This is a genomic window from Pseudomonas sp. SIMBA_068, from assembly GCF_046534705.1.
GTDB lineage: Bacteria > Pseudomonadota > Gammaproteobacteria > Pseudomonadales > Pseudomonadaceae > Aquipseudomonas > Aquipseudomonas putida.
In genome coordinates, this window is record NZ_JAWRYI010000005.1 from 329,702 (window position 1) to 353,412 (window position 23,711).

General features: G+C 63.5%; 17 protein-coding genes. 12 read left to right on the top strand and 5 right to left on the bottom strand.

The annotated features are described in order from the left end of the window. Window positions 1-44: 44 nt before the first annotated feature. Window positions 45-3,998 carry a trifunctional transcriptional regulator/proline dehydrogenase/L-glutamate gamma-semialdehyde dehydrogenase gene (putA, locus tag SB756_RS14985; protein WP_410911035.1) on the bottom strand — a complete coding sequence of 1,318 codons (3,954 nt, stop codon included), beginning with the start codon at window positions 3,996-3,998 and terminating at the stop codon, window positions 45-47. Window positions 3,999-4,355: 357 nt separating this feature from the next. On the opposite strand from putA, the gene putP reads away from it, so the two are divergent. The 9 genes from putP to SB756_RS15030 all read left to right on the top strand — a co-directional run bounded on the left by putP (window position 4,356) and on the right by SB756_RS15030 (window position 15,216). Beyond that, window positions 4,356-5,834 (top strand): sodium/proline symporter PutP, encoded by a 1,479-nt coding sequence (putP, locus tag SB756_RS14990; protein ID WP_341796935.1) that lies wholly within the window; start codon window positions 4,356-4,358, stop codon window positions 5,832-5,834. Window positions 5,835-6,020: 186 nt separating this feature from the next. Further along, window positions 6,021-6,857 carry a 23S rRNA (adenine(2030)-N(6))-methyltransferase RlmJ gene (locus tag SB756_RS14995; protein ID WP_016501929.1) on the top strand — a complete coding sequence of 279 codons (837 nt, stop codon included), beginning with the start codon at window positions 6,021-6,023 and terminating at the stop codon, window positions 6,855-6,857. Window positions 6,858-7,076: 219 nt separating this feature from the next. Beyond that, window positions 7,077-8,834: a carbamoyltransferase gene (locus SB756_RS15000; protein WP_264360982.1), complete on the top strand. Its 1,758-nt coding sequence runs from the start codon at window positions 7,077-7,079 to the stop codon at window positions 8,832-8,834. After that, complete coding sequence (locus SB756_RS15005) at window positions 8,818-9,948, top strand: glycosyltransferase (RefSeq protein WP_341796934.1); 1,131 nt, start codon at window positions 8,818-8,820, stop codon at window positions 9,946-9,948. The genes SB756_RS15000 and SB756_RS15005 overlap by 17 nt, the downstream gene beginning before the upstream one ends. Then, window positions 9,948-10,844 (top strand): antimicrobial resistance protein Mig-14, encoded by an 897-nt coding sequence (locus SB756_RS15010; RefSeq protein ID WP_410911036.1) that lies wholly within the window; start codon window positions 9,948-9,950, stop codon window positions 10,842-10,844. The genes SB756_RS15005 and SB756_RS15010 overlap by 1 nt, the downstream gene beginning before the upstream one ends. Further along, window positions 10,841-12,244 carry a PIG-L deacetylase family protein gene (locus tag SB756_RS15015; RefSeq protein ID WP_410911037.1) on the top strand — a complete coding sequence of 468 codons (1,404 nt, stop codon included), beginning with the start codon at window positions 10,841-10,843 and terminating at the stop codon, window positions 12,242-12,244. The genes SB756_RS15010 and SB756_RS15015 overlap by 4 nt, the downstream gene beginning before the upstream one ends. Window positions 12,245-12,292: 48 nt before the next feature. Then, complete coding sequence (locus SB756_RS15020; protein ID WP_410911038.1) at window positions 12,293-13,249, top strand: glycosyltransferase; 957 nt, start codon at window positions 12,293-12,295, stop codon at window positions 13,247-13,249. Between the two features lie 64 nt (window positions 13,250-13,313). After that, on the top strand, window positions 13,314-14,087 hold the full coding sequence (locus SB756_RS15025) for a glycosyltransferase family 2 protein (protein WP_016501923.1): 774 nt from the start codon (window positions 13,314-13,316) through the stop codon (window positions 14,085-14,087). A 37-nt stretch (window positions 14,088-14,124) separates the two neighbouring features. Further along, complete coding sequence (locus tag SB756_RS15030) at window positions 14,125-15,216, top strand: glycosyltransferase (RefSeq protein WP_341796930.1); 1,092 nt, start codon at window positions 14,125-14,127, stop codon at window positions 15,214-15,216. Between the two features lie 3 nt (window positions 15,217-15,219). Here SB756_RS15030 and SB756_RS15035 read toward each other — a convergent pair whose 3' ends face one another. Continuing rightward, window positions 15,220-15,825, bottom strand: a complete 606-nt coding sequence (locus SB756_RS15035) for a toluene tolerance protein (protein WP_174370328.1) — start codon at window positions 15,823-15,825, stop codon at window positions 15,220-15,222. A gap of 101 nt (window positions 15,826-15,926) precedes the next feature. Here SB756_RS15035 and SB756_RS15040 point away from each other — a divergent pair, with 101 nt between their 5' ends. From SB756_RS15040 to hldE, 3 genes are all read left to right on the top strand, one after another. Continuing rightward, window positions 15,927-17,102 carry an O-antigen ligase family protein gene (locus tag SB756_RS15040; RefSeq protein ID WP_410911039.1) on the top strand — a complete coding sequence of 392 codons (1,176 nt, stop codon included), beginning with the start codon at window positions 15,927-15,929 and terminating at the stop codon, window positions 17,100-17,102. A gap of 15 nt (window positions 17,103-17,117) precedes the next feature. Continuing rightward, entirely contained in the window at window positions 17,118-18,926 is a 1,809-nt protein-coding gene (msbA, locus tag SB756_RS15045; protein ID WP_341796928.1) for a lipid A export permease/ATP-binding protein MsbA, read from the top strand. Window positions 18,927-19,056: 130 nt separating this feature from the next. After that, window positions 19,057-20,478: a bifunctional D-glycero-beta-D-manno-heptose-7-phosphate kinase/D-glycero-beta-D-manno-heptose 1-phosphate adenylyltransferase HldE gene (gene hldE, locus SB756_RS15050; RefSeq protein WP_043198172.1), complete on the top strand. Its 1,422-nt coding sequence runs from the start codon at window positions 19,057-19,059 to the stop codon at window positions 20,476-20,478. 132 nt (window positions 20,479-20,610) lie between these two features. Here hldE and SB756_RS15055 read toward each other — a convergent pair whose 3' ends face one another. The 3 genes from SB756_RS15055 to SB756_RS15065 are packed head-to-tail and all read right to left on the bottom strand — an operon-like array spanning window position 20,611 to window position 23,619. Continuing rightward, complete coding sequence (locus SB756_RS15055) at window positions 20,611-21,579, bottom strand: metal ABC transporter ATPase (RefSeq protein WP_410911040.1); 969 nt, start codon at window positions 21,577-21,579, stop codon at window positions 20,611-20,613. A 55-nt stretch (window positions 21,580-21,634) separates the two neighbouring features. Next, window positions 21,635-22,447: an aldo/keto reductase gene (locus tag SB756_RS15060; RefSeq protein ID WP_341796926.1), complete on the bottom strand. Its 813-nt coding sequence runs from the start codon at window positions 22,445-22,447 to the stop codon at window positions 21,635-21,637. After that, window positions 22,444-23,619, bottom strand: a complete 1,176-nt coding sequence (locus tag SB756_RS15065; protein ID WP_016501915.1) for an NAD(P)/FAD-dependent oxidoreductase — start codon at window positions 23,617-23,619, stop codon at window positions 22,444-22,446. Before SB756_RS15065 ends, SB756_RS15060 begins: the two co-directional genes overlap by 4 nt. Window positions 23,620-23,711: the final 92 nt, after the last annotated feature.

The following is a 23,711-nucleotide window of genomic DNA, read 5'->3' on the forward strand; positions in this document are numbered from 1 at the left end:
CATAAAAAAGGAGAGCCGAAGCTCCCCTTTTTTATCAACAGCAATCAGCCAATGGTCATCAAGCTGGCATTACCCCCCGCCGCCGCAGTGTTCACACTCACCGCCCGCTCAATCACCAACCGCTCGAGCGCAATCTGGTGATCCCCGCTGGACAGCCCGTGCACACCGACGATCGCACCAGCACGCTTGGCCACCTGCTGGCACACGCTGCGCAGCTGGTCCGAGTCGCCATGGTGAATCACGGCGTCGAACGCCACGTCATCCTTGTTCCAGTCCGCCACCAGCTTGACCTTGGCCTGCAGCTCACGCGGCAGACGGGCACGCAGGGCCTTGCCCGGTTCGCTGTCAGCCCACACCGCCGAGCTACCAACGGCCAGTACGGCAGCCAGTTGCGCCAGCAGGTCAGCGTCGTTGTCGGCCAGGCACAGAACGTGCTCACGCGGCAGGATGGTGTAGCTGTTGCGCTCGCCGGTCGGGCCTGGCAGCAGGCGGGCGATGCCGCTCTGCGACTGGCTGGCGAACTGGTCGCACAGCGCAGCCAGGTCGGCCAGCTGGTTGCTCTGGGCCCAGGCCTTCAGGCCGTGCAGTGGCTTGACCAGCTGTTCGTGCAGGGTGCGGTCTGGCTTGCCTTCGCCATCCTGCTGCTGGAAGTGGCGGCCAATCGCGTCGGCCGGGCGGGTCGACAGCAGGCGGTACAGGTACAGCGGGCCGCCGGCTTTAGGGCCGGTGCCAGACAGGCCTTCACCACCGAATGGCTGCACGCCCACCACTGCACCGACGATGTTGCGGTTGACGTACATGTTGCCGGCATTGGCGTTTTCCACCACCTTGGCGATGGTCTCGTCGATGCGGGTGTGCACGCCGAGGGTCAGGCCGTAGCCGGAGGCGTTGATCTGCTCGATCAGTTGGTCCAGGTTGCGGCGGTTGTAACGCACCACGTGCAGCACCGGGCCGAAAATTTCACGCTTCAGCTCGTCGAAGCTTTCCAGCTCGATCAGGGTCGGCATCACGAAGGTGCCACGTTTGACCTCGGCAGCATCGGCAATGGCCACTTGATACACCGCGCGGCCTTTCTCACGCATGCCCTGGATGTGCTTCTCGATGCCGGCCTTGGCTTCGGCATCGATCACCGGGCCAATGTCCACGGCCAGGCGGTCCGGGCAGCCCAGGCGGCTTTCGGCCATGGCGCCCTTGAGCATTTCGATCACGCGGTCGGCGGAGTCTTCCTGCAGGCACAGCACGCGCAGGGCCGAGCAACGCTGGCCGGCACTGTCGAAGGCCGAGGACACCACGTCGATCACCACCTGCTCGGTCAGTGCCGAGGAGTCGACGATCATCGCGTTCTGGCCACCGGTTTCGGCGATCAGCGGGATCGGACGGCCCTGGTTGTCCAGGCGGCCGGCGACGTTGCGCTGCAGCAGGCGGGCAACCTCGGTGGAACCGGTGAACATCACGCCTTTGACGCGTTCGTCACCAACCAGGCCGGCACCGACGGTTTCGCCACGGCCCGGCAGCAGTTGCAGCACGCCCTCGGGGATGCCGGCTTCCAGCAGCAGGCGCACGGCCTGGGCGGCAATCAGCGGGGTTTGTTCGGCTGGCTTGGCCAGCACCGGGTTGCCGGCAGCCAGGGCCGCAGCTACCTGGCCGGTGAAGATCGCCAGCGGGAAGTTCCACGGGCTGATGCACACCACCGCGCCCAACGGGCGGTGGGCGTCGTTGCTGAAGTCGTTGCGTGCCTGCACGGCGTAGTAGCGCAGGAAGTCAACGGCTTCACGCACTTCGGCGATGGCGTTGGCGAAGGTCTTGCCGGCCTCGCGGATGAGCAGGCCCATCAACGGCTGGATTTCGGCCTCCATCAGGTCGGCGGTGCGTTCCAGAATGGCAGCACGCTCGGCGGGCGGGGTGGCCTGCCAGATCGGCGCGGCGTTCAGTGCGCACTGGATGGCGTTGTCGACGTCGGCAACGGTGGCTTCCTGCACATGGCCGACCACGTCGCGATGATCCGCCGGGTTCAGTACCGGCGCGGCAGCGCTTTCACTGGCGGCGCAGGCCAGCAGCGGGGCGGCCTTCCAGTCGTTGTGAGCGGTGGCCAGCATGGCGCAGGACAGCGACGCCAGGCGGTGTTCGTTGGCCATGTCGATGCCGGCCGAGTTGGCCCGCTCGGTGCCATACAGGTCGCGCGGTAGCGGGATACGCGGGTGTGGCAGGCCGATGTTGCCTTCCTGGGTGCCCATGCGCTCGATACTGGCGACCGGGTCGGCGACCAGTTCCTGGATGGAAATCGAGTGGTCGGCGATGCGGTTGACGAACGAGGTGTTGGCGCCGTTTTCCAGCAGGCGACGCACCAGGTAGGCCAGCAGCGTTTCGTGGGTGCCGACCGGTGCATAGACGCGGCACGGACGGTTCAGCTTGCCATCGGCAATCTTGCCGACCACTTGCTCGTACAGCGGCTCGCCCATGCCGTGCAGGCACTGGAACTCGTACTGGCCCGGGTAGTAGTTCTGCCCGGCAATGTGGTAGATGGCCGAGAGAGTGTGGGCGTTGTGGGTGGCGAACTGCGGGTAGATGGCTTCTGGCACGGCCAGCAGCTTGCGGGCGCAGGCGACGTAGGACACGTCGGTGTACACCTTGCGGGTGTAGACCGGGTAGCCTTCCAGGCCCTCGACCTGGGCGCGCTTGATCTCGCTGTCCCAGTAGGCGCCTTTCACCAGGCGGATCATCAGGCGGTGGCGGCTGCGCTTGGCCAGGTCGATGACGTAGTCGATCACGTACGGGCAGCGCTTCTGGTAGGCCTGGATGACAAAGCCGATCCCGTTCCAGCCCGCCAGCGACGGCTCGAAGCACAGGCGCTCCAGCAGGTCGAGCGACAGCTCCAGGCGGTCGGCTTCTTCGGCGTCGATGTTCAGGCCGATGTCGTACTGCTTGGCCAGCAGGGTCAGCGACAGCAGGCGCGGGTACAGCTCTTCCATCACGCGCTCGTACTGGGCGCGGCTGTAGCGCGGGTGCAGTGCCGACAGCTTGATCGAGATGCCCGGGCCTTCATAGATGCCGCGGCCATGGGAGGCCTTGCCAATCGAGTGGATGGCCTGCTCGTAGGACGCCAGGTACTTCTGCGCATCGTGCTCGGTAAGCGCGGCTTCGCCGAGCATGTCGTAGGAATAGCGGAAACCCTTGGCCTCAAAGCGGCTGGCATTGGCCAGTGCTTCGGCGATGGTCTCGCCAGTGACGAACTGCTCGCCCATCAGGCGCATGGCCATGTCGACGCCCTTGCGGATCATCGGCTCGCCGCTCTTGCCGATGATGCGCGTGAGCGAGGAGGTAAGGCCGGATTCGTTGTGGGTGCTGACCAGCTTGCCGGTCAGCAGCAGGCCCCAGGTGGCGGCGTTGACGAACAGCGACGGGCTGTTGCCCAGGTGCGGCTGCCAGTTGCCGGTGCTGATCTTGTCGCGGATCAGCGCGTCACGGGTGCCCTTGTCGGGGATACGCAGCAGGGCTTCGGCCAGGCACATCAGCGCCACGCCTTCCTGGGACGACAGCGAGAACTCCTGCAGCAGGCCCTGGACGATGCCGGCACGGCCGCCAGCGCTCTTCTGGTTGCGCAGTTTTTCGGCGATGCCAGCGGCCAGCTTGTTGGTGGCCTCGGCCAGCGGTGCGCTCAGGCGCGCCTGCTCCAGCAGCATTGGTACCACTTCCTGCTCGGGACGGCGGTAGGCGGCGGTGATCGCCGAACGTAGTACCGACTGTGGCAGGATGCTTTCGGCAAATTCAAGGAAGCACTGGTGGCTGTGGTCGGCCTGAACATCACCGGCATCATCAGCCAGGCTGGTGGCGTGGCCGTTGAGTTCGGTCAGGGTGGCACCACCCTCGAGCTTCTCCAGGTAATTGAAGATCGCTTGCTTGATCAACCAGTGCGGCGTGCGGTCAATCGACTGCGCAGCTGCCTTGAGTCGCTCACGGGTCGGGTCATCGAGTTTGACCCCAAGGGTGGTCGTCGCCATTTCTTATCCTCGTTATTGCCACGGCTGTGGCCTAAGCTGGCGCCAAGAGTAGCTGTAGGACAATTCGGGTGCAACCAGGTGCAACCCGAATTTTTTGTGTAAAAGGTGCAACTCGTCTGACAGACATTTCCACACCCTGAAAAGGGGCGTTTCCGGTTCGTTTTGATCTGAAAAACCGGCTTGATGCGCCAAAAAGGAGCAAAAAAGTGGCTTTTACAAAAAATGCTCAAGCGGGTGCAACTTGTAAAAGAAAAATGGTTGCACCTGCTTTGCGTTGTTGCATAGGATTCGCCGCCTGGGTGCAACCGCCATGGCTGCGGTTGTGCATGAGATAAAAACAAACGCCAGGGCACACGCATGGGCAATCCACTAACGATCACTTTCGTGGTCTACATCGCGGCAATGGTGCTGATCGGCTTCGCGGCCTATCGCGCCACCAACAACCTTTCCGATTACATTCTGGGCGGTCGCAGCCTGGGTAGCGTGGTCACCGCGCTGTCCGCCGGCGCATCCGACATGAGCGGCTGGCTGCTGATGGGCCTGCCGGGCGCCATCTACTTCTCGGGCCTGTCCGAGGCCTGGATCGCCATCGGCCTGACCGTTGGTGCTTACCTCAACTGGCTGTTCGTGGCCGGCCGGCTGCGCGTGCAGACCGAGCACAACGGTGATGCGCTGACCCTGCCTGACTACTTCGCCAGCCGTTTCGAAGACAATAGCGGCTTGCTGCGTATCATTTCGGCGATCGTCATCCTGGTGTTCTTCACCATTTACTGCGCCTCTGGCATCGTTGCCGGTGCCCGTCTGTTCGAAAGCACCTTTGGCATGCCGTACGAGACTGCCCTGTGGGCTGGCGCCGCAGCTACCATCGCCTACACCTTCGTTGGTGGCTTCCTGGCGGTGAGCTGGACCGATACGGTGCAGGCTTCGCTGATGATCTTCGCGCTGATCCTGACCCCGGTGATCGTGCTGATTTCCACGGGCGGCTTCGACACCACTTTTGCTGCCATCGAAGCGGTGAACCCGGCCAACTTCGACATGTTCAAAGGTGCCACCTTCATCGGCATCATCTCGCTGATGGGTTGGGGCCTGGGCTACTTCGGCCAGCCGCACATCCTGGCGCGCTTCATGGCCGCCGATTCGGTGAAGTCGATTGCCAATGCCCGCCGCATCTCCATGACCTGGATGATCCTGTGCCTGGCCGGTACCTGCGCCGTGGGCTTCTTCGGCATCGCCTACTTCTCGGCCAACCCTGACCTGGCAGGCCCGGTCACCGAGAACCATGAGCGTGTCTTCATCGAGCTGGCCAAGATCCTGTTCAACCCATGGATCGCCGGCGTGCTGCTGTCGGCTATTCTGGCGGCGGTGATGAGCACCCTGAGCTGCCAGCTGCTGGTGTGCTCAAGCGCCCTGACCGAAGACTTCTACAAGGCCTTCCTGCGCAAGAACGCTTCGCAGGTCGAGCTGGTGTGGGTCGGTCGGCTGATGGTACTGGCCGTGGCACTGATTGCCATCGCCATGGCTGCCAACCCGGAAAACCGCGTGCTGGGCCTGGTGGCTTATGCCTGGGCCGGCTTCGGTGCGGCCTTCGGTCCGGTGGTGCTGATTTCGGTGCTGTGGAAAGGCATGACCCGTAACGGCGCGCTGGCCGGTATCGTGGTTGGTGCACTGACCGTGATCCTGTGGAAGCAGATCGATACCTGGGGCCTGTACGAAATCATCCCGGGCTTCCTGCTGGCGAGCATCGCCATTGTTCTGGTGAGCAAGCTGGGCAGCCCGTCGAAAGCGATGGTGCAGCGCTTCGAGACTGCCGACGCGGCGTATCACGCTGACAAGTAATACCCGTTGAATCGGCGTTGCCTTCTTCGCGGGCTAGCCCGCTCCCACAGGTACTGCGCAGGGTTCTGAGAACTGTGCAGGCCCTGTGGGGGCGGGTTTACCCGCCAAGCAGGCGCCGCCGATCAGCAGCCAGGCCTGACTCCGCCTGCAAGGCAAGGTAAACTTGCCGCCTTCGCAGGAGTTGCCATGAACTATCGTCACGCCTTCCACGCCGGCAACCACGCCGACGTCCTCAAACACATCGTGCTGACCCGCCTCATCGCCTTGATGTCGCGCAAGGAGCAGCCGTTCGCCTACATCGATACCCACGCAGGGCTCGGTCTGTACGACCTGCAAGGCGACCAGGCAACCCGCACCGGCGAGTACCTGGAGGGCGTCGCCCGTCTGTGGGGTCGTGATGATGTGCCGGCCATGGCTGCCGATTACCTGCGCGTCATCAAGCGGCTGAACGCCGATGGTGAGCTGCGTTACTACCCCGGTTCGCCCGAACTGGCGCGCCGCCTGATGCGTCAGCAAGATCGCGCGCTGCTCAACGAAAAGCACCCTGAAGACGGGCCGCTGCTCAAAGAGAACATGAAAAAAGACCCGCGTGTGGTCGTGCACCTGGGCGAAGGCTGGCATGTGCCCAGGGCCCTGCTGCCGGTGCAGGAAAAGCGCGCGATCATGCTGATCGACCCGCCGTTCGAGCAGGCCGATGAGCTCAAACGCTGCACCAATTCCATGAAAGAGGCGATCAGCCGCATGCGCCAGACCGTCGCGGCCATCTGGTACCCGATCAAGGACCAGCGCTCGCTGACGCGTTATTACCAGGACCTGACCAGCACCGGCGCGCCGAAGCTGCTGCGGGTCGAGCTGTATGTGCACCACCAGGATAGCCCGCAGGGCCTCAATGGTTCGGGTCTGGCCATCGCCAACCCGCCGTGGGGCCTGGAGGAAGAGCTCAAGGAGCTTCTGCCGTGGCTCGCCAAGGAGCTGGCCCAGACGGACGGTAGCTATCGCATGGACTGGCTCATCGCCGAATAATAATGCTTGCCTGTACTGGCCTCATCGCCGGCAAGCCAGCTCCCACAAGTACCGCATCTCCCTTGAGGTAGCGGTGTTCCTGTGGGAGCTGGCTTGCCGGCGATGAGGTCAGTACAGGTTGCCGCGTTGCGCGCATGTTTGCGTTATAATCCCGCCCTTTAGCCGCCACCCGCCCAAGAGGCCGCTGGCGCATTTTTACCGAATGAAGAGGCTAATCCCTTGGCATTGACGATTCTTGGCCTGTCCGGCGCCCTTAGCCATGACCCTTCCGCGGCCCTGTACATTGACGGCAAGCTGATTGCCGCCGCCGAAGAAGAGCGCTTCGTGCGTGACAAGCATGCGAAGAACCGCATGCCCTACGAGTCGGCGAAGTTCTGCCTGGAGCAGGCAGGCATCAAGCCGTCCGACGTCGACGTGGTAGCCATCCCGTTCGCCCCGATCAGCCTGTTCGGCAAGGCGCGCTGGCACTATGCCAAGCGTTACTGGTACGCCCCGGATCGCGCCCTCGACGCCATCCTGATGGGCAACCGTCGCTACAAGCGCTACCGCAAGAAGATCGTCTGGTGCCTGGAGCAGCTGGGCTTCGACCCGAAAAAGGTCAAGATCGAGCCAGTCGAGCACCACTTGGCCCACGCCTCCAGTGCCTACCACTGCTCGGGCTTCAAGGAAAAAACCGCGATCCTCGGCATTGACGGTAAAGGCGAATACGCCACCACCTTCTTTGGCTACGGCGAAAACGGCAAGATCCACAAGATCAAGGAATTCTTCGACCCGGACTCCCTGGGCGGCTTGTATGGCGCAATCACCGAGTTCCTCGGCTTCGAGATGCTCGACGGCGAGTTCAAGGTCATGGGCATGGCGCCATATGGCGACGCCAGCAAGTACGACTTCTCGCGCCTGGCCAGCTTCGAAAACGGCGAGCTGGTGATCAACACCGAGTACGCCAACGTCATCGGCTTGCGTCGCTATAAAGAGAAGGGCAAGGGGTTCTACTTCTCGCCAAAGCTGATCGAATGGCTGGGCCCCAAGCGCGAAGGCGATATCGCCGACGAGCCTTACATTCATTACGCGGCCAGCATGCAGGCGCTGTTCGAGAAGCTGGCGCTGCAGATGATCGACCACTACCTGGGCGACACCCTGCGTGAAACCGGTAAGCTGGCCTTCGCCGGCGGCTGTGCGCTGAACGTCAAGCTCAACCAGAAGATCATTGCCCGCCCGGACGTGAAAGAACTGTTTGTGCAGCCGGCCTCTGGCGACGCCGGTACTGCTGTCGGCGCGGCCGCCTATGTTTCCCACGCCCGTGGCGTACCGGTCGAGAAGATGGAACACGTCTACCTCGGCCCGTCGTACTCCAACGAAGACGTGATCGCGGCCTGCGCCCGGCACCCGAACCAGCCGAAGTGGCGCAAGCTCGACAACATGCCGCAGCAGATCGCCCAGATCATGGTCGATGGCAACCCGGTGGCCTGGTTCCAGGGCCGCATGGAGTTCGGCCCGCGTGCCCTGGGTGGCCGTTCGATCATTGGCTGCCCAAGCGTCGAAGGCGTGGCTGACCGCATCAACCACCAGATCAAGTTCCGCGAGCGCTGGAGACCTTTCTGCCCGTCGATGCTCGACACCGTCGCCCCGCAGATGATCAAGGTCGACCACCCGGCGCCGTTCATGACCTTCACCTTCGAAGTGGCTGAAGAGTGGAAGACCCGCGTACCGGAAGTGGTGCACGAGGACGGTACTTCGCGTGCACAGGTGCTCAAGCGCGAGTACAACCCGCGCTACTACGACATGATGAAAGCGCTGGAAGACCTGACCGGCAACGGCGTGTCGCTGAACACCTCGCTGAACCGCCGCGGTGAACCGATGATCTGCTCGCCGACCGACGCCCTGAACATGTTCTTCGGCTCGGACCTGCAGTACCTGATCATGGAAGACATCCTGGTTGTGAAGGACGGCGCGGCCGCGTATGACCAGCCGCTCTGAACCGCGCATCCTGCAGTTCTGCCATGGCTATGACGGGCCGTTCCTCGACTGCGCCCGTCAGTACGCCAGCCTGTTCCAGGGGCGTGGCTACCAGGTCACCACGGTGTTCCTCACCGGTGCAGCCGACCCGCTGGTAGCGGCCGGCTGCGCATCGGACGAGGTCCTCTTCCTGGAGTTCAGCTCCAAGGCTGTGCGTGGCCTGAAGCTCGGTGCCATTCGTGCCTTGCGGCGCATCGCGGCCGAGCGCAACTTCGCCTTCTGCATTGCCCACCGCTTCAAGCCCATCTACGTGGCCCTGCTGGGTACCGGCCTGCCGGTCATTGGCGTGCACCATGCCTTTGGCGACTATGAGCGCAAAGGCCGTCGGCTGTTCGCCAACCTGTTCAGCAAGCGCCTGAGCCTGCTGGGCGTGTCGGACGCGGTGCGCGACGACATGCGCCGCTGCCTGCCACAGTGGCCGGCCGAGCGCATCCAGACCCTTTACAACCGCATCGACATCGACGCCCTGCAAACAGCCCTGGTGCCGCGCGTCGAGGCACGCCAGGCCCTGGGCCTGGCTGCCCAGGCGTGGGTCGTCGGCAACGTCGGGCGCCTGCACCCGGACAAGGACCAGGCCACGCTGTTGCGTGGTTTTGCCCAGGCCCTGCCCGCGCTGCCGGCCGGTGCGCGTCTGGCGATCCTTGGCAAGGGCCGGCTGGAAGCCGAACTCAAGGCCCTGGCCGCCGAGCTGGGCATTGCCGGGGAGGTGGACTTCCTGGGCCAGGTGCCGGATGCACGCCGCTATTTCCAGGCCTTCGACGTGTTCGCCCTGAGCTCCGACCATGAGCCGTTCGGCATGGTCCTGCTCGAAGCCATGGTTGCCGGCGTGCCGGTGCTGGCCACGGCCTGTGGCGGGGCCCGCGAAGTGGTCGAGGGTGTGGGTGTGCTGTTCCCGCTAGGCGATGCCGCACAGTTGGCCCACGGGCTGAAGCACATGGCCACGCTGGACGCTGAACAGCGTCAGGCCTGTGCCGGGCACATGCTGCAGCGCCTGCATGAACGCTTCTCCGATCAAGCTGTACGCGAGGCCTTCTGGCAGCTGCCGCAAGTACGTGCGCTGGTGGGGCAGGCCTGATGCTCAATCGTATCCAGGCCTTCCGTGAGCGCGGTTGGCAAACCATCGACGCCCAGGCTTATGCCGAGGCATGGGGGCGTTTTGGTGGCAGTGTTGCCACCCATCCGCTGGTGGTCGAGCAACTGGCTGACCTGGCGCAGATCCCGGTGCGTTACCTGGGCTGGTACCAGGCCGGCGAACTGAAAGCCGCCATCCCGACTTGGGGGCGCCACCTGGCGCTGGCCAAGGACGTGCTCAAACGTGCCGGCAAAAAAGCCCTGTTCGACCTGGGCAATGCCGAAATCATCCTGCCAGCGGCGGCCGATGCCGCTGCACCGTTGCGCCATACCGCACGCTACCTGTCCGAACTGTGCCAGGGCCGTTTCAGCGGCCTCAAGGCGCAGAAGGAACAGCTGGCGATGGCGCGGGCGCACGAAGACCTGTCGAAGAAATTCCGCTACAACCAGCGCCGCGAACTGCGCCTGCTGGAAGAGGCGGGTGGCGTGGTACGCCCGATCAGCGACTTCAGTGCGCAGGAAATCGCCAGCATGTACTGCGACCTGTTCCAGCGCCGCTGGGGCTTCCCGGCCACCGGTGCCGAACGCATGGCCGAGGTGCTGGAGCGCCTGCGCGAGCTGCTGATCGGCTCGGTGCTGATGCTGGATGGCAAGCCGATTGCCATTCAGCTGGTGTACCGCGTCGAAGCGCCGGGATGGGTCAGTGTCGAGTACATCAATGGCGGTGTAGACCCGGAAACCAAGGCCTTCAGCCCCGGCAGCGTATTGAGCTTCCTCAATACCCAGGCCGCCTGGGAAGATGCCCGGGCGCGCAACAAGCCATTGCGCTTCTCGTTTGGCCGTGCCGACCGCGAATACAAGGACCGTTGGTGCAACCCTGTGCCGGTGTATCAGGCGTGAGCCGCAAGCAGCAGTTGCTCAAGCGCCATCGGCGCAACAAGCGCCTGGGCTTGCTGACCGGCCTGGTCGCGCTGATCGCCCTCGGTGTATTGGCCTGGTGGTGGCTGCCGCTGTTGCTGTTGCCGCTGCTCTGGGCCGCCCACGAGGCCTGGTTTGCCGACCACCTGTTCTATGCGCCAGGCGAGGACTACGCCTACGATTTTGGTGAACAGGCGCGGGAAGTTCCTGCCAGCCTGCACGATGGGCTGCTCAAGGCTGACTGCGCATTGCAGGGCGATGAAACCCTTGTGCTGGAGCTGCGGGTAAAAGGCAGCTGGCTCGGGCGGTTCTTCGACCCGCAGGTTGTGCTGGTGGCGGCTGAGCAGGCCGACCGGCAAACCTTCGAGCGTGGCGTCGATGGCGTGCGATTCCTCAACCTGACCGGCCTGGCTGCGCCACTGCAAGCCGGCACGTTGCGCCTGCGTGGTCGTCATTGCCGGCTGCTGGGCGAGCCGCGTCTGTGGATAACCCCGGCGGTCGAACTGCAGCGGCGCCGGGTGATGGTGATTGCGCCGCATGCCGACGACGCCGAGCTGGCTGCCTATGGCCTTTACAGCCAGGCGGATGAAACCTGGGTAGTGACGCTGACCGCCGGTGAAATCGAGGCCGAGCACTACCAGCAGATGGGCTTGGCCAAGGCCGAGGCAGCGCGCCTGAAGGGTCGCCTGCGCGCCTGGGACAGCATCGCGGTGCCGCGCTGGGCCGGTGTGCCGGAGTCGCGTTGCGTGCAACTGGGTTACTTCTGCCTGCAACTGCCTGCCATGCAGGCAGCGCCCGACCAGCCGGCAGCCTCCCGTGAAGCTGACCTCGCCGATATCCGCGTGTTCCGCCAGTTCAACCCGTTCCCGCTGCCGGGCGATCGCGATGGCGCGCCAACCTGGCACAACCTGCTGGCCGACCTGCGTGCCCTGTTGGAAATGGCCAAGCCAGAAGTACTGGTGATGCCCCACCCGCAGCTCGACCCGCACCCTGATCACATCTGTGCACAAGCAGCAGTGCTTGAAGCCTTGCAAGGCCTGGCCTGGCAGCCACAAACCCTGCTGTGCTACGCCAACCACCTGCATGATAACGACCGCTGGCCCATGGGCGACAGCGGCGATGGCGTGGCCTTGCCTCCGCAGTTGAGTGCTGCGCAGGCCTGGGCACCTTGCAGCCTGGTGCTGGACCTGGCTACCCAGCATGACAAGGCCATGGCCCTGGGCATGATGCACGACCTGCAGCCGCCCGCGCCGTTCAAGCGCCGCCTGCGCCGCTTGCTGCAACGCTGGCTGGCCGGGCGGCGGCCGTCGCCTTACGGGGAGAACGAGTTCTTCCGCAAGGCCGTGCGCCGACACGAGCTGTTCTGGCGGCGCGAGCTGTAAGCACGCCCCATGGTTGACCGCGATGGCGCAGAGCGCCCAAGGAAAGCAATGAAAGTCCTATTTCTGGTGCAGAAGGAACAGCGGGCGATTCTCGACCGCCTGTACGATGGCGTCGCGGCCAACTGCGAGTGCGACCTGCGTTGGCTGACCAGCGAAGACCAGCGCAACCTGCGTCGCTATTTCAAGCGCGAAGTGCAGGTCGAGCGCTATGACCGCATCGTGTTCTTCCTGCGCTTCAAGCAGGAAATCCGCCAAGTGGCCTTCATCCGCACCGTACCGAACCTGGTGATCCTCGAGCACGACGCCTACCAGAACTACATTCCGTGCAAGTACACCGGCAAATTCAGCGCTCATTACCGCCAATTGCCATGGGCACGGGTGATCAGCTCTGGCTACATGGTCAGCGAGCGCCTGCGCCAGGAAGGTTTCGATGCGGTGTTCGTGCCCAAGGGCTATGACGAGCAGTTGCTCGCCGACCAAGGGCGTGAGCGCGACATCGAACTGGCCTTCGTCGGCAGTGTCAACAGCGTGGCCTACAGCGGTCGCAAGGCGCTGCTGGACGAGTTGGGGCAGGTCGAGAACCTGCTGGTAACCCGTACCAAGTCGGGTGATGACTATTGCAACACGCTCAACCGTATTCGTTTCTTCGTCAGTGCCGACGTCGGCATGGGCGAATACATGATCAAGAACTTCGAAGCCATGGCCTGTGGTTGCGTGTTGCTGGCGTACGACCAGGGCGAGGAAGAAAACCGCGCATTGGGCCTGCAGGACATGCACAACGTGGTGTTCTATGACAACATCCCGACCCTTCAGGAAAAGCTCCGCCGTTTGCGTGCAGACCCTGAACTGGCCCGGCAGATTGCAGAAAATGGCCGCCATCTGGCGGTTTCCCGTTTCAGTTTCGCCGCAGTTGGACGTAGCATCGTCGACCACATGCGCCCCGCGCTCAGGCCTCACCCACCGTTGTCTCCATGGCAGCGGCTGCGCCTGAAACTGGGCATCTAAACAAGAGCTTTCGCGCCCAGGAGCGGGTGTTGAAAGCCGATAGTCGCAATGCGGAGGGAGTCCGGTGCGCTTTTCAGAAGAAAGTGATGTCACGCTTGTCGTGACCAGTTGTGGGCGGTTCGATCTGCTCAAAGATACCCTTGAGAGTTTCGATCGCTACAACACCGCGCCCATTCGCGAAGTGTTCATCACCGAAGATTCCGGTGACGATGCCGTGCATGGCGCTGTGCCAGAGCACTGGAAACCGTACTGCAAGGTGTTCGTGAACCGGCCCAAACTCGGCCAGTTGCCGTCAATCGACCTGGCCTACAGCCACGTCAAGACGCCGTACATTTTCCACTGCGAAGACGACTGGCATTTCTACCGCCAGGGCTTCGTCGAAGACTCGCGGGCCATCCTGGATGTCAGCCCCAACCTGTTGCAGGTGTGGCTGCGCAGCCATGCCCATGACCTGGCCGTCCACAGCCCGTACATCCACCTGGGCGATCGCCAGATCATCGCCGGTGTGCCGTGCTACCCGCTGCTGTCCGACAAGGCCGAATGGCAGGCGTTTTCGCTCAACCCCGGCCTGCGTCGATTGAGCGATTACCAGCGCTGTGCGCCATTTGCCGCCTATGCTGGAGAGAAGGCGCTTTCCCGACGCTACGCTGAGTTAAATCTGACAGCGGTCACCTTGGAGGGTGATGCAGTATTGCACACTGGATTTGGCAATCACGTGACCTTGCCCATTGAAGTGGAGCGCAAGGCCAAGCGTCGCCAACGTGATCGGATCAAACTGGCATTGACGCTGGTGACAGGTGCCTTGATCGGCATGGGTATCACCCTTTTTGTTCAATGAAGTCGCTGTCCCACCTGACATGAGCGGGAGAGGGCCCATGAACATCGTCAATATGATGTGGGCGGGTGGAACGCCGTACATGTCCATCCACAAGGTGCATCGGCAAGTGCTGTCGCATGCCGGTAACGATGCCCGGATCAGTAACTGGTTGCTGCTGGGTAGCGGGCTCTGCTGTGGGCTCGGTTCGACCCGGGAGTGGCACATGCCGCCACGTGCGCTGAAAGGGCGACACCTGTGGCGCCTGCTGCGGCCGTGGTTGCGCATGCGCTTGCGCAAGGCGCTGACCGAGGCCAAGGCAGAAATCGTGCTGCTCGACGGTATTGGTGTCGCGCGGCTGGTACTGCCGCTGTTGCAGAACATTCCCCAGGTGCGGGCCAAGGTGCTGTTCCATGGCAAGACGCGTCTGAACAGCAGCGATATTCGCCTGTTGCGTATGCTCCCGGCCGAGCGGCTGAGCATCGCGGCCGTGTCGCATACGCTGGCTGAATCGCTGGAGCATGACCTGGGTCGGCCGGTGCAGACCCTGCGCATGGCGCTTGATCCGCTGGCGTTCGTCGAGCCGTTGCTGAGCCGGGACCAGGCCAGGCAGGCGCTGCAATTACCTCAGGCCGACGGGGTGATGCTGGGCGCGGTAGGGCGGTTGGTAGAGAGCAAAGGCTTCGAAATGCTGATCGAGGCATTCGCCAAGGCCAATGCACGGCAACCGGGCCTGCAGTTGGCGATCATTGGTGAGGGGCCGCAGCATGCCGTGCTGCAGGCGCGTATCGACGCGCTGGGCCTGGCCGGGCGTGTTCACCTGCGCGGTCACCGTGAAGACCTGCAGCAGCTGTATCGGGCATTCGACTGGCTATTGGTGCCTTCGCGTTCCGAAGGCCTCGGGCTGGTGGTGCAAGAGGCCGTGATGGCCGATGTGCCGGTGGTGTGCAGTGACCTTCAGGTGTTCCGCGAGCAGTTGCGCGATACCGGTGGCTACCTGCCCATTGCCGACGAAAGCGCCTGGGCTGAGGCGATCGAGCGCTGTACGGCAATCGGTGCCCCGGCGGTAGCCGCCAGGCAGCGCCAGGCGCTGGCGCCGGAGCAGGCCTGGCAGGCCTTCTGCAACGGCTCGCAGAGCCTGTTGCGCAACTGACCGTCAGCGCGCCAGCAGGGCTGCCTCGAAGGCGGCGAGGGGGAACCGGTCACCCAGGTTCTCCCGCTCGATATAGCGCACCATGTGCTGCACATTGCGCCGAATCATGCGTGCCGACAGCGGCGGGCGCAGGAAACGCATGTCGGCAACATCGATCAGGCCGAGCTGCTGCTCAGGGGTGACCACCACATTGCCCAGGTGCAGCGAGCGGAAGTACACGCCGCTGCGGTGCAGCTGGCGGACCAGCTGGATCAGTTCCGGCAGGTAAGTGTCCCAGCTGAAGCCTTCATCGCGCGACATTTGCAGCAAGGTGCGCCCGGGTAGCGGGCGATAAAGCACGGCGGTGCGGCCTGGCAGGTCGAGCTTGTGCTGGCTGATCACCTCGAGGGTGGGGATGCCAAGTTGCGCCAGGCGCGCGGCGTTATCGACGAAGCGCTGCGAGTAGGGACGCAGCAATGCAGATGAAATCAGCCGCTTCCTACGAAAAACCTTGAGGAAATTACCATCCGCGAGCAGGTAGACTTTGGCGCCATGGCTGTCTGCCTCAAGCACCTGTGCGCCTTGTGTCAGCTGATCGAAGTCGACCTGGGTGAGCCGGGAGCATTGCATGAATAGAGCCTTGTCGTCTGGCGAGCAAAATGACCGGCAATAATGCCGAAAATAATGCGGTAGCACCATGGATGGTGTCTTTGATTCATCGGGGGAAAAGGATGTTGTATCAAAAAAACTGGGCACGGGTCTGGTTGGGGTTGGGTCTGGTCTGGTTCCTGGCGGCGATTGCCTTGGCGCCGAGCAACAAGATTTATCAGCAAGGCCTGGTGTTGTTCCTGTGGCTGCCAACGCTGGTGCTGGCATGGTCCGCCCGCGAGGTGCTGGTGCAGGCGTGGAAGCGTCAGCCGGCGCTGTGGATGAGTTTGCTGTTGCTGTTGGCCTGGAGTGGGCTGAGCCTGGTCTGGTCATCGGCAGAGGACCCGGGGCGTGAGATCAAGCGCCTGGTCTACATTCTGGTGTTCCTGCTGGCGTTTCCGTTGCTGGCCCAGCTTGGCCTGGCGAGGATTCGCCAGCTGTTGCTGCTCGGTAGTGCCTTGCTGGCTGTTGCCGCTCTGGTTTCGGTCATTCATTTCTATGGCGTGCTTGGCATGCCTTGGCGGGCCCGCCTGCAGGGTATCGGTGAAATATCGCACCCCATCCTGGGTGCATACGTCGTCGGTACGGCGGTGCTTTTCATGCTTTACGAGCCGCCTCGGCACCGTGGCCTGCAGCTCTTGTGGCTGGCGGCACTGGCGTGCCTGGGGGCGTTTGCCATGCTTAGCCAGAGCCGTGGCGCGCTTTTGGCCCTGGTGCTCACCGTCATCATGGCGCCGCTGTGGTTCCGTGACCGCCACAGCCGGGTGTTTTCCATCCTGGCAGTCATTGCTACCGGCGTTGCTTTCTATGTGGTGTACGACCTGATCGCCAAGCGCGGCTCATCCTACCGGCCGGAAATTTTCCATGCCGTGGTCGACATGATTGCCGCCCACCCTTGGACCGGCCTGGGCCTGGGGGCTGCCTACGACGTCAATGCGGTGGGCAAACATTTTGACCACACCCACAACATGTTCACCCACGTTGCCGTAGAGATGGGCCTGCCGGGCATGCTGCTCTGGATCATGGTGTGGTTGTTCACCCTGGGTGAAATCATTCGCGCGCGCGGCACGCTGTTTGGCAAGCTCCTGCTGGGCTTCTGGGTGTATTCGACCCTGGCCATGCAGTTCGATGCCGCCAGCCTCACCGGTACGCCACGTGCCGAATGGTTTATCAGCTGGCTGCCTGTCGGCCTTGCCATGATGCTGCCATGGAGGCGTGCCGAAAATGACGCCTGTGGTAAAATTTCCGGTTCAACCTGAACAGCGAGCTCGATAATGGCCGAAACCCCGCGACCGGCGGAGCACACCTCCAGCCTGAAGATCTACTTCCGGCTGTTGGGCTATGTGAAACCCTATGTCGGCATTTTCCTGCTGAGCATTGTCGGTTTCGTGATCTTTGCCTCGACCCAGCCGATGCTGGCCGGCATCCTGAAGTACTTTGTCGACGGGCTGAGCAACCCTGAAGCGGTGTTGTTCCCCAATGTCCCCTACCTGCGCGACCTGCAATTGCTGCAGGCCGTGCCGTTGCTGATCATCCTGATCGCTGCGTGGCAGGGCCTTGGGTCGTTCCTTGGTAACTATTTCCTGGCCAAGGTTTCCCTGTGCCTGGTGCACGACCTGCGCGTGGAGTTGTTCAACAAGCTGCTGGTACTGCCCAACCGCTACTTCGACAATCACAACTCCGGGCACCTCATTTCGCGTATCACCTTCAACGTGACCATGGTCACCGGTGCTGCCACCGATGCAATCAAGGTGGTCATCCGTGAAGGCCTGACCGTGGTGTTCCTGTTTGCCTACCTGCTGTGGATGAACTGGCACCTCACCTTGGTCATGGTTGCCATCCTCCCGGTGATTGCGGTGATGGTCAGCATCGCCAGCAAGAAATTCCGCAAGCAGAGCAAGAAGATCCAGGTGGCCATGGGCGACGTCACCCACGTCGCGTCGGAAACCATCCAGGGTTACCGCGTGGTGCGCAGCTTCGGCGGCGAGGCCTACGAACAGCGGCGTTTCAGCAAGGCCAGCCAGAGCAACACCGACAAGCAGCTGCGCATGACCAAGACCGGCTCGCTGTATACGCCGATGCTGCAGCTGGTGATCTACAGCGCCATGGCCGCGCTGATGTTCCTGGTGCTGTTCCTGCGCGGTGAGTCTACTGCCGGTGACCTGGTGGCCTACATTACCGCTGCCGGCTTGCTGCCCAAGCCGATTCGCCAGTTGTCGGAAGTCAGCTCGACCATCCAGAAGGGCCTGGCGGGTGCAGAAAGCATCTTCGAGCAACTGGACGAAGAGCCTGAACTGGACACTGGTACTGTCGAGAAAGACCGCGTGGAAGGGCGCCTTGAAGTGCGCAACCTGAGCTTCACCTACCCGGGTACCGAGCGTGAAGTGCTGAGCGACATCAGCTTTGTCGCCGAGCCTGGGCAGATGATTGCCCTGGTTGGCCGCTCTGGCAGTGGCAAGTCGACCCTGGCGTCGCTGATCCCGCGCTTCTATCACCACGACCAAGGGCAGATCCTGCTCGATGGCGTGGAGATCGAGAACTACCGCCTGCGCAACCTGCGCCGCCACGTTTCGCAGGTGACCCAGCACGTCACCCTGTTCAACGACACTGTGGCCAACAATATTGCCTATGGCGATCTGGCGGGTGCCCCGCGCGCAGACATCGAAGCCGCTGCGGCCGATGCCTATGCCAAGGAGTTCGTCGACCGCTTGCCGAAGGGCTTCGACACCGACGTGGGTGAAAACGGCGTGCTGCTCTCCGGCGGCCAGCGCCAGCGCCTGGCCATTGCCCGGGCACTGCTGAAAAACGCGCCACTGCTGATTCTCGACGAGGCCACCTCGGCCCTGGATACCGAATCCGAGCGGCACATCCAGGCTGCCCTGGACCACGTGATGCAAGGGCGCACCACGCTGGTGATCGCCCACCGCCTCTCGACCATCGAGAAGGCCGACCAGATCCTGGTCATGGACCAGGGGCGTCTGGTAGAGCGTGGCACCCATGCCGAACTGCTCGCGGCCAATGGCCATTATGCCCGCCTGCACGCCATGGGCCTGGATGAGCCGGCCAAGGCCGATATCACCTGAGTCCTCCCTGATCGGGGCCGTAACGGCCCCGATTGTCACGGGAATTTTCCGGGGGCGATCTGGCCGTAAAGCCGTCGTCTACCCTGTGCTAATATCCTGCCCCTGTTCATTATTTCCATATGGGTTGCCCATGAAGTTGTCCATGCCGCGTTTCGATCAAGCCCCGGTTCTGGTGGTCGGCGATGTCATGCTCGACCGCTACTGGCATGGCGGTACTTCGCGTATTTCGCCTGAAGCGCCAGTGCCGGTGGTCAAGGTCGATCAGATCGAGGATCGCCCCGGCGGCGCGGCCAACGTTGCCTTGAACATCGCCGCCCTGGGCGCACCGGCGTCGCTGATCGGCGTTACCGGCCAGGACGAGGCCGCCGACAGCCTCGCCAACAGCCTTCAGGCTGCGGGCGTGCGTTCGGTGTTCCAGCGCATCGCGCACCAGCCGACCATCGTCAAGCTGCGGGTCATGAGCCGTCACCAGCAGCTGCTGCGTATCGATTTCGAAGAGCCGTTCGCCACCGACCCGCTGTCGCTGGGTGCCGAAGTCGACAGCCTGCTCGAAGGCGTCAAGGTGCTGGTCTTGTCGGACTACGGCAAGGGCGCGCTGAAGAATCACCAAAGCCTGATCCAGGCAGCACGGGCCAAGGGCATTCCGGTGCTGGCCGACCCCAAGGGCAAGGATTTTTCCATCTACCGCGGCGCCAGCCTGATCACCCCGAACCTCAGCGAGTTCGAGACCATCGTTGGCCGTTGCGCCGATGAGGCCGAACTGGTCGCCAAAGGCTTGCAGCTGCTGCAGGATCTGGACCTGGGCGCCGTGCTGGTAACCCGTGGCGAGCACGGCATGACCCTGCTGCGCGTTGGCCAGCCGGCGCTGCACCTGCCGGCGCGGGCGCGTGAAGTGTTCGATGTGACCGGTGCCGGTGATACCGTCATTTCCACCCTCGCGGCGGCCATTGCCGCTGGCGAGGACCTGCCCCACGCGGTGGCCTTGGCCAACCTGGCGGCCGGCATCGTGGTCGGCAAGCTGGGTACGGCTGCGATCAGTGCCCCGGAACTGCGCCGGGCGATCCAGCGTGAAGAAGGTTCCGAGCGCGGCGTGCTGGGCCTGGAGCAACTGCTGCTGGCCATCGATGACGCGCGGGCGCACAAAGAGAAGATCGTCTTCACCAATGGCTGCTTCGACATCCTGCATGCCGGGCACGTCACCTACCTGGAGCAGGCGCGGGCCCAGGGCGATCGGCTGATCGTCGCGGTCAACGACGACGCTTCGGTCAGCCGTTTGAAAGGGCCGGGCCGGCCGATCAACAGCGTCGACCGGCGCATGGCCGTGCTGGCCGGCTTGGGCGCGGTGGACTGGGTGATCAGCTTCCCGGAAGGCACCCCGGAAAACCTGCTGAGCCAGGTCAAGCCGGATGTGCTGGTCAAGGGTGGCGACTATGGCATAGACCAGGTGGTAGGCGCTGATATCGTCAAGGCGTATGGCGGCACTGTGAAGGTGCTTGGCCTGGTCGAGAACAGCTCGACCACCGCGATTGTCGAGAAGATTCGCAAGAACTGACACAGCCGGGGCCGCTTTGCGGCCCATTCGCGGCACAAGGCCGCTCCTACAGGGATCGCATAGCTCAGGGCCTACACAATCTCCTGTAGGAGCGGCCTTGTGCCGCGAACGGACTGCAAAGCAGCCCCAGTATCACTTGTGCAGGCTAGTACGCGCCCGCTCCAGCAATGCCCGGGCCTTGTCGCCAAACCGCTGCAGGTGCGATGACCGTGCCGGTTTGCTCTCCACCAACCCCTGCTGCTTCACCCAGTCCTTCCAGCGCACCCGCTCGTCTGTCACCACCCAGCCTTCCTGCCGGGCGAAACTCTCAGCCAGATACAGCCCGCGTGTGCTCGCCGGCACCAGCTCATCCTTCTTCAGCGTATACAGCTCCGCCAGCGGGTGGCCGTCCTTCAACGGCATCAGGTACAGGTCTGGCCGTTTGCGGTTGAGCCGCGCTACCAACTGGCCGCCCTCCAGCCGCTCATCGACGTGGAACAGGCTGAGTTTCTTGGCTTCACGAGGCACCTGTAGGCGCATGTCGTAGATCAGCTGCAGCGATGCGGTGGGCAAGTGCACATAGGCCCTTGGCCGCTCCAGCAGCATCAGGTTGCCGCAGTGCACGGGCCGCGCGGCACCGGACTCGGGGGCCAGCAGGAAGTGCGGTGTTTCGCGGTAGTGCAGGGCAGCGGCGTATGGGACGGGCAGCCAGGTATCGTTGAAGCGCCCGCCTAACCAGCCTTCCGGGGTTTCCAGCAGGCATTCCTCAGCCACTTCCTGAACAGCCGTGTGCAACGGCAGGTTCAGCTCCTGCGCCGGAACATACCCAGAAATCAGTTTCAGCACCACATCGCCACGGTCTTGCCGGCGCTGGCGCACCAACACCCAGTAATCTCGGTTTTGCCAATGCAGGGTAAGGCGCACCGACACACCCAGGTTGGCCAGTTCGACCACGAAGCGCTGCGTGTCGGGCAGCTGGATGGCCTTGCGCCGCTGTTGGGTCTGGGCAAAGTTCAGTGGCATGCCGATGCTCTGGTAGATCAGGCCTTCGGGTGTGGCTTCGACATGCAGTGGCAGTGTCTTGAAGTTGCTCGGGTTCTTGCGGATCAGCGTTCGCGCCACGAGGCTCCTCCTTGCGTCGGGTCATTCTCCTGGCCCTTGTTGGGCCAGGGGCAACTCAGTGCTGGCCCAGGATGCGGGCGACGGTGGCCACGTTGTGGGCCAAGTGCAGCGGATTGATGGTGCCGACGATAGCACTGCTGACGCCCGGGTGGGCGAACAGCAGCTCGAAGCTTGCCTGCACCGGGTCAACGCCCGGGGCCAGGCAGACGTGCCCGCTGGCCAGGGCCTTCTTTACCAGGATGGCCTTGCCGTGTTCGGCAGCGTAGTCCAGCACCGGGCGTTCTGCCTGCTCGTTGAGGTTGTAGGTAACCATGGCGCAGTCGCCTTGTTCCAGTGCTTTCAGGCCACCGGCCACGGTCTTGCCGGACAGGCCGAAGCCGAGGATCTTGCCCTCCTGCTTGAGCTCCGCCAGGGTCTGGTAGACCTCCTGCTGTTCGAGGATCGCCAGGTCGTTGCCGTCGGAATGCACCAGCACCAGTTCGATGCGGTCGGTTTCCAGGCGGCGCAGGCTGCGCTCCACCGAACGGCGGGTGTGGGCGGCACTGAAGTCGAAGTGCGACTGGCCGTTGTCGAATTCTTCGCCTACCTTGCTGACGATCACCCACTCATCGCGTTGGCCGCGCAACAGCGGGCCCAGGCGTTCTTCACTGCGGCCATAAGCGGGGGCGGTGTCGATCAGGTTGATGCCCAGCTCGCGGGCCTGGGCCAGCAGCATGCGGGCTTCGTCATCGTCGGGGATGGTGAAACCGGTGGGGTACTTCACACCTTGGTCGCGGCCCAGCTTGACCGTGCCCAGGCCCAGTGGCGAAACCTGGAAACCGGTGCTGCCCAGCGGGCGGTGGAAGTCGTGCAGGGTGGGCAGGCTCATGGCAGCAAGTGCTCCCAGGCCGGCACGCCCAGGGGGGGGCGTGGCAGGTCGGCCAGGTCGGCTTGTGCCTGCGGGCGGATGCCGTCGCGCTCCAGATGGGCGATGACCCGGTCACTGAAGTCCGGTGCCAGTGCCAGCTTGGTCGGCCAGCCCACCAGCAGGCGCTGCTGGTCGGCAAGGAAGGCGTTGTCCGGGCGTACCAGGCCGGATTGCGCAGGTTCGGCGCGGTCGACGCGCAGGGTGGCCCAGCGCACCAGGCTCTGGTCAACCCATGGCAACAGGTTGGCGATTTCCTTCTGTGCCGCAGCAATCTGCGCTGCAGGCTCGCGCGCTACGCCATCGGCTTCCGCCAGGTCGCCGCCGAGGTACCACACCCACTGGCCATCGGCTGCCGGGTGGGTGGTCACCGTCACCCGTGGCTTGGGCCCGCCACCGAGGCAGTGGGCGTACAAAGGTTTGAGGTTCGGGCCCTTGGCCATGACCATGTGCAGCGGGCGGGTTTGCATGGCTGGCTGGTCCAGGCCCAGCGCCTGCAGCAAACCTTCGGTGCCGGCACCGGCGCTCAACACGATGCGCTGGGCACGGATTTCCCGGTCATCCACGCGCAAGCCAACCAAGGCATCACCTTCACGCAATGGTTCGATGCGCTCACCTGCAAGCAAGGAGTCGCCGGCCAGCTCGGCCAGGTTGGCCAGCAGGCTCGGGACATCAATCACCAGTTCTGCCAAGCGATAAACCTTACCCTTGAAGGCGCGGTCCTGCAGCGCGGGCGGCAGCTGGTCGCCCTTGACCTGGTCGACCCGGCCGCGCACGGCCTTGCTGGCGAAGAAACTGGTGAGGTTGCCGGCCAGGGTGCCGGGTGACCACAGGTAGTGGGCATCGGAGAGTAGACGGGTACGGCCGAGGTCGAGTTCGCCGTCGCCAGCCAAGGCCTCACGCCAGCGGCGCGGCATGTCGGCGATGGCTTCCGAGGCGCCGGTAAGGGCACCGTGCAGGGCGTACTTGGTGCCGCCGTGGATAATGCCCTGCGACTTTATCGTCTGCTCACCGCCAAGGCTGGCGCGTTCCACCAGCACTGTCGAGTAGCCCTGGCGGCGTAGGCGGGCATTGAGCCAGAGGCCTGCGACCCCGGCGCCGACGATCAGCACGTCAGTGGAAATGGCAGATGGCATGGCGGTACCTCGAAGACTGGGACAGCTGGCAAGTATACAGGCTATACCTGTGAGGGCCCTATCGCCGGCAAGCCAGCTCCCACAGGGATAGT

Excerpts from the sequence above, each read along its gene's own strand:
- putA (WP_410911035.1), bottom strand. The coding sequence starts at position 3,998 with ATGGCGACGACCACCCTTGGGGTCAAACTCGATGACCCGACCCGTGAG.
- putP (WP_341796935.1), top strand. The coding sequence starts at position 4,356 with ATGGGCAATCCACTAACGATCACTTTCGTGGTCTACATCGCGGCAATG.
- SB756_RS14995 (WP_016501929.1), top strand. The coding sequence starts at position 6,021 with ATGAACTATCGTCACGCCTTCCACGCCGGCAACCACGCCGACGTCCTC.
- SB756_RS15005 (WP_341796934.1), top strand. The coding sequence starts at position 8,818 with ATGACCAGCCGCTCTGAACCGCGCATCCTGCAGTTCTGCCATGGCTAT.
- SB756_RS15010 (WP_410911036.1), top strand. The coding sequence starts at position 9,948 with ATGCTCAATCGTATCCAGGCCTTCCGTGAGCGCGGTTGGCAAACCATC.
- SB756_RS15020 (WP_410911038.1), top strand. The coding sequence starts at position 12,293 with ATGAAAGTCCTATTTCTGGTGCAGAAGGAACAGCGGGCGATTCTCGAC.
- SB756_RS15030 (WP_341796930.1), top strand. The coding sequence starts at position 14,125 with ATGAACATCGTCAATATGATGTGGGCGGGTGGAACGCCGTACATGTCC.
- SB756_RS15035 (WP_174370328.1), bottom strand. The coding sequence starts at position 15,825 with ATGCAATGCTCCCGGCTCACCCAGGTCGACTTCGATCAGCTGACACAA.
- SB756_RS15040 (WP_410911039.1), top strand. The coding sequence starts at position 15,927 with ATGTTGTATCAAAAAAACTGGGCACGGGTCTGGTTGGGGTTGGGTCTG.
- msbA (WP_341796928.1), top strand. The coding sequence starts at position 17,118 with ATGGCCGAAACCCCGCGACCGGCGGAGCACACCTCCAGCCTGAAGATC.
- hldE (WP_043198172.1), top strand. The coding sequence starts at position 19,057 with ATGAAGTTGTCCATGCCGCGTTTCGATCAAGCCCCGGTTCTGGTGGTC.
- SB756_RS15060 (WP_341796926.1), bottom strand. The coding sequence starts at position 22,447 with ATGAGCCTGCCCACCCTGCACGACTTCCACCGCCCGCTGGGCAGCACC.
- SB756_RS15065 (WP_016501915.1), bottom strand. The coding sequence starts at position 23,619 with ATGCCATCTGCCATTTCCACTGACGTGCTGATCGTCGGCGCCGGGGTC.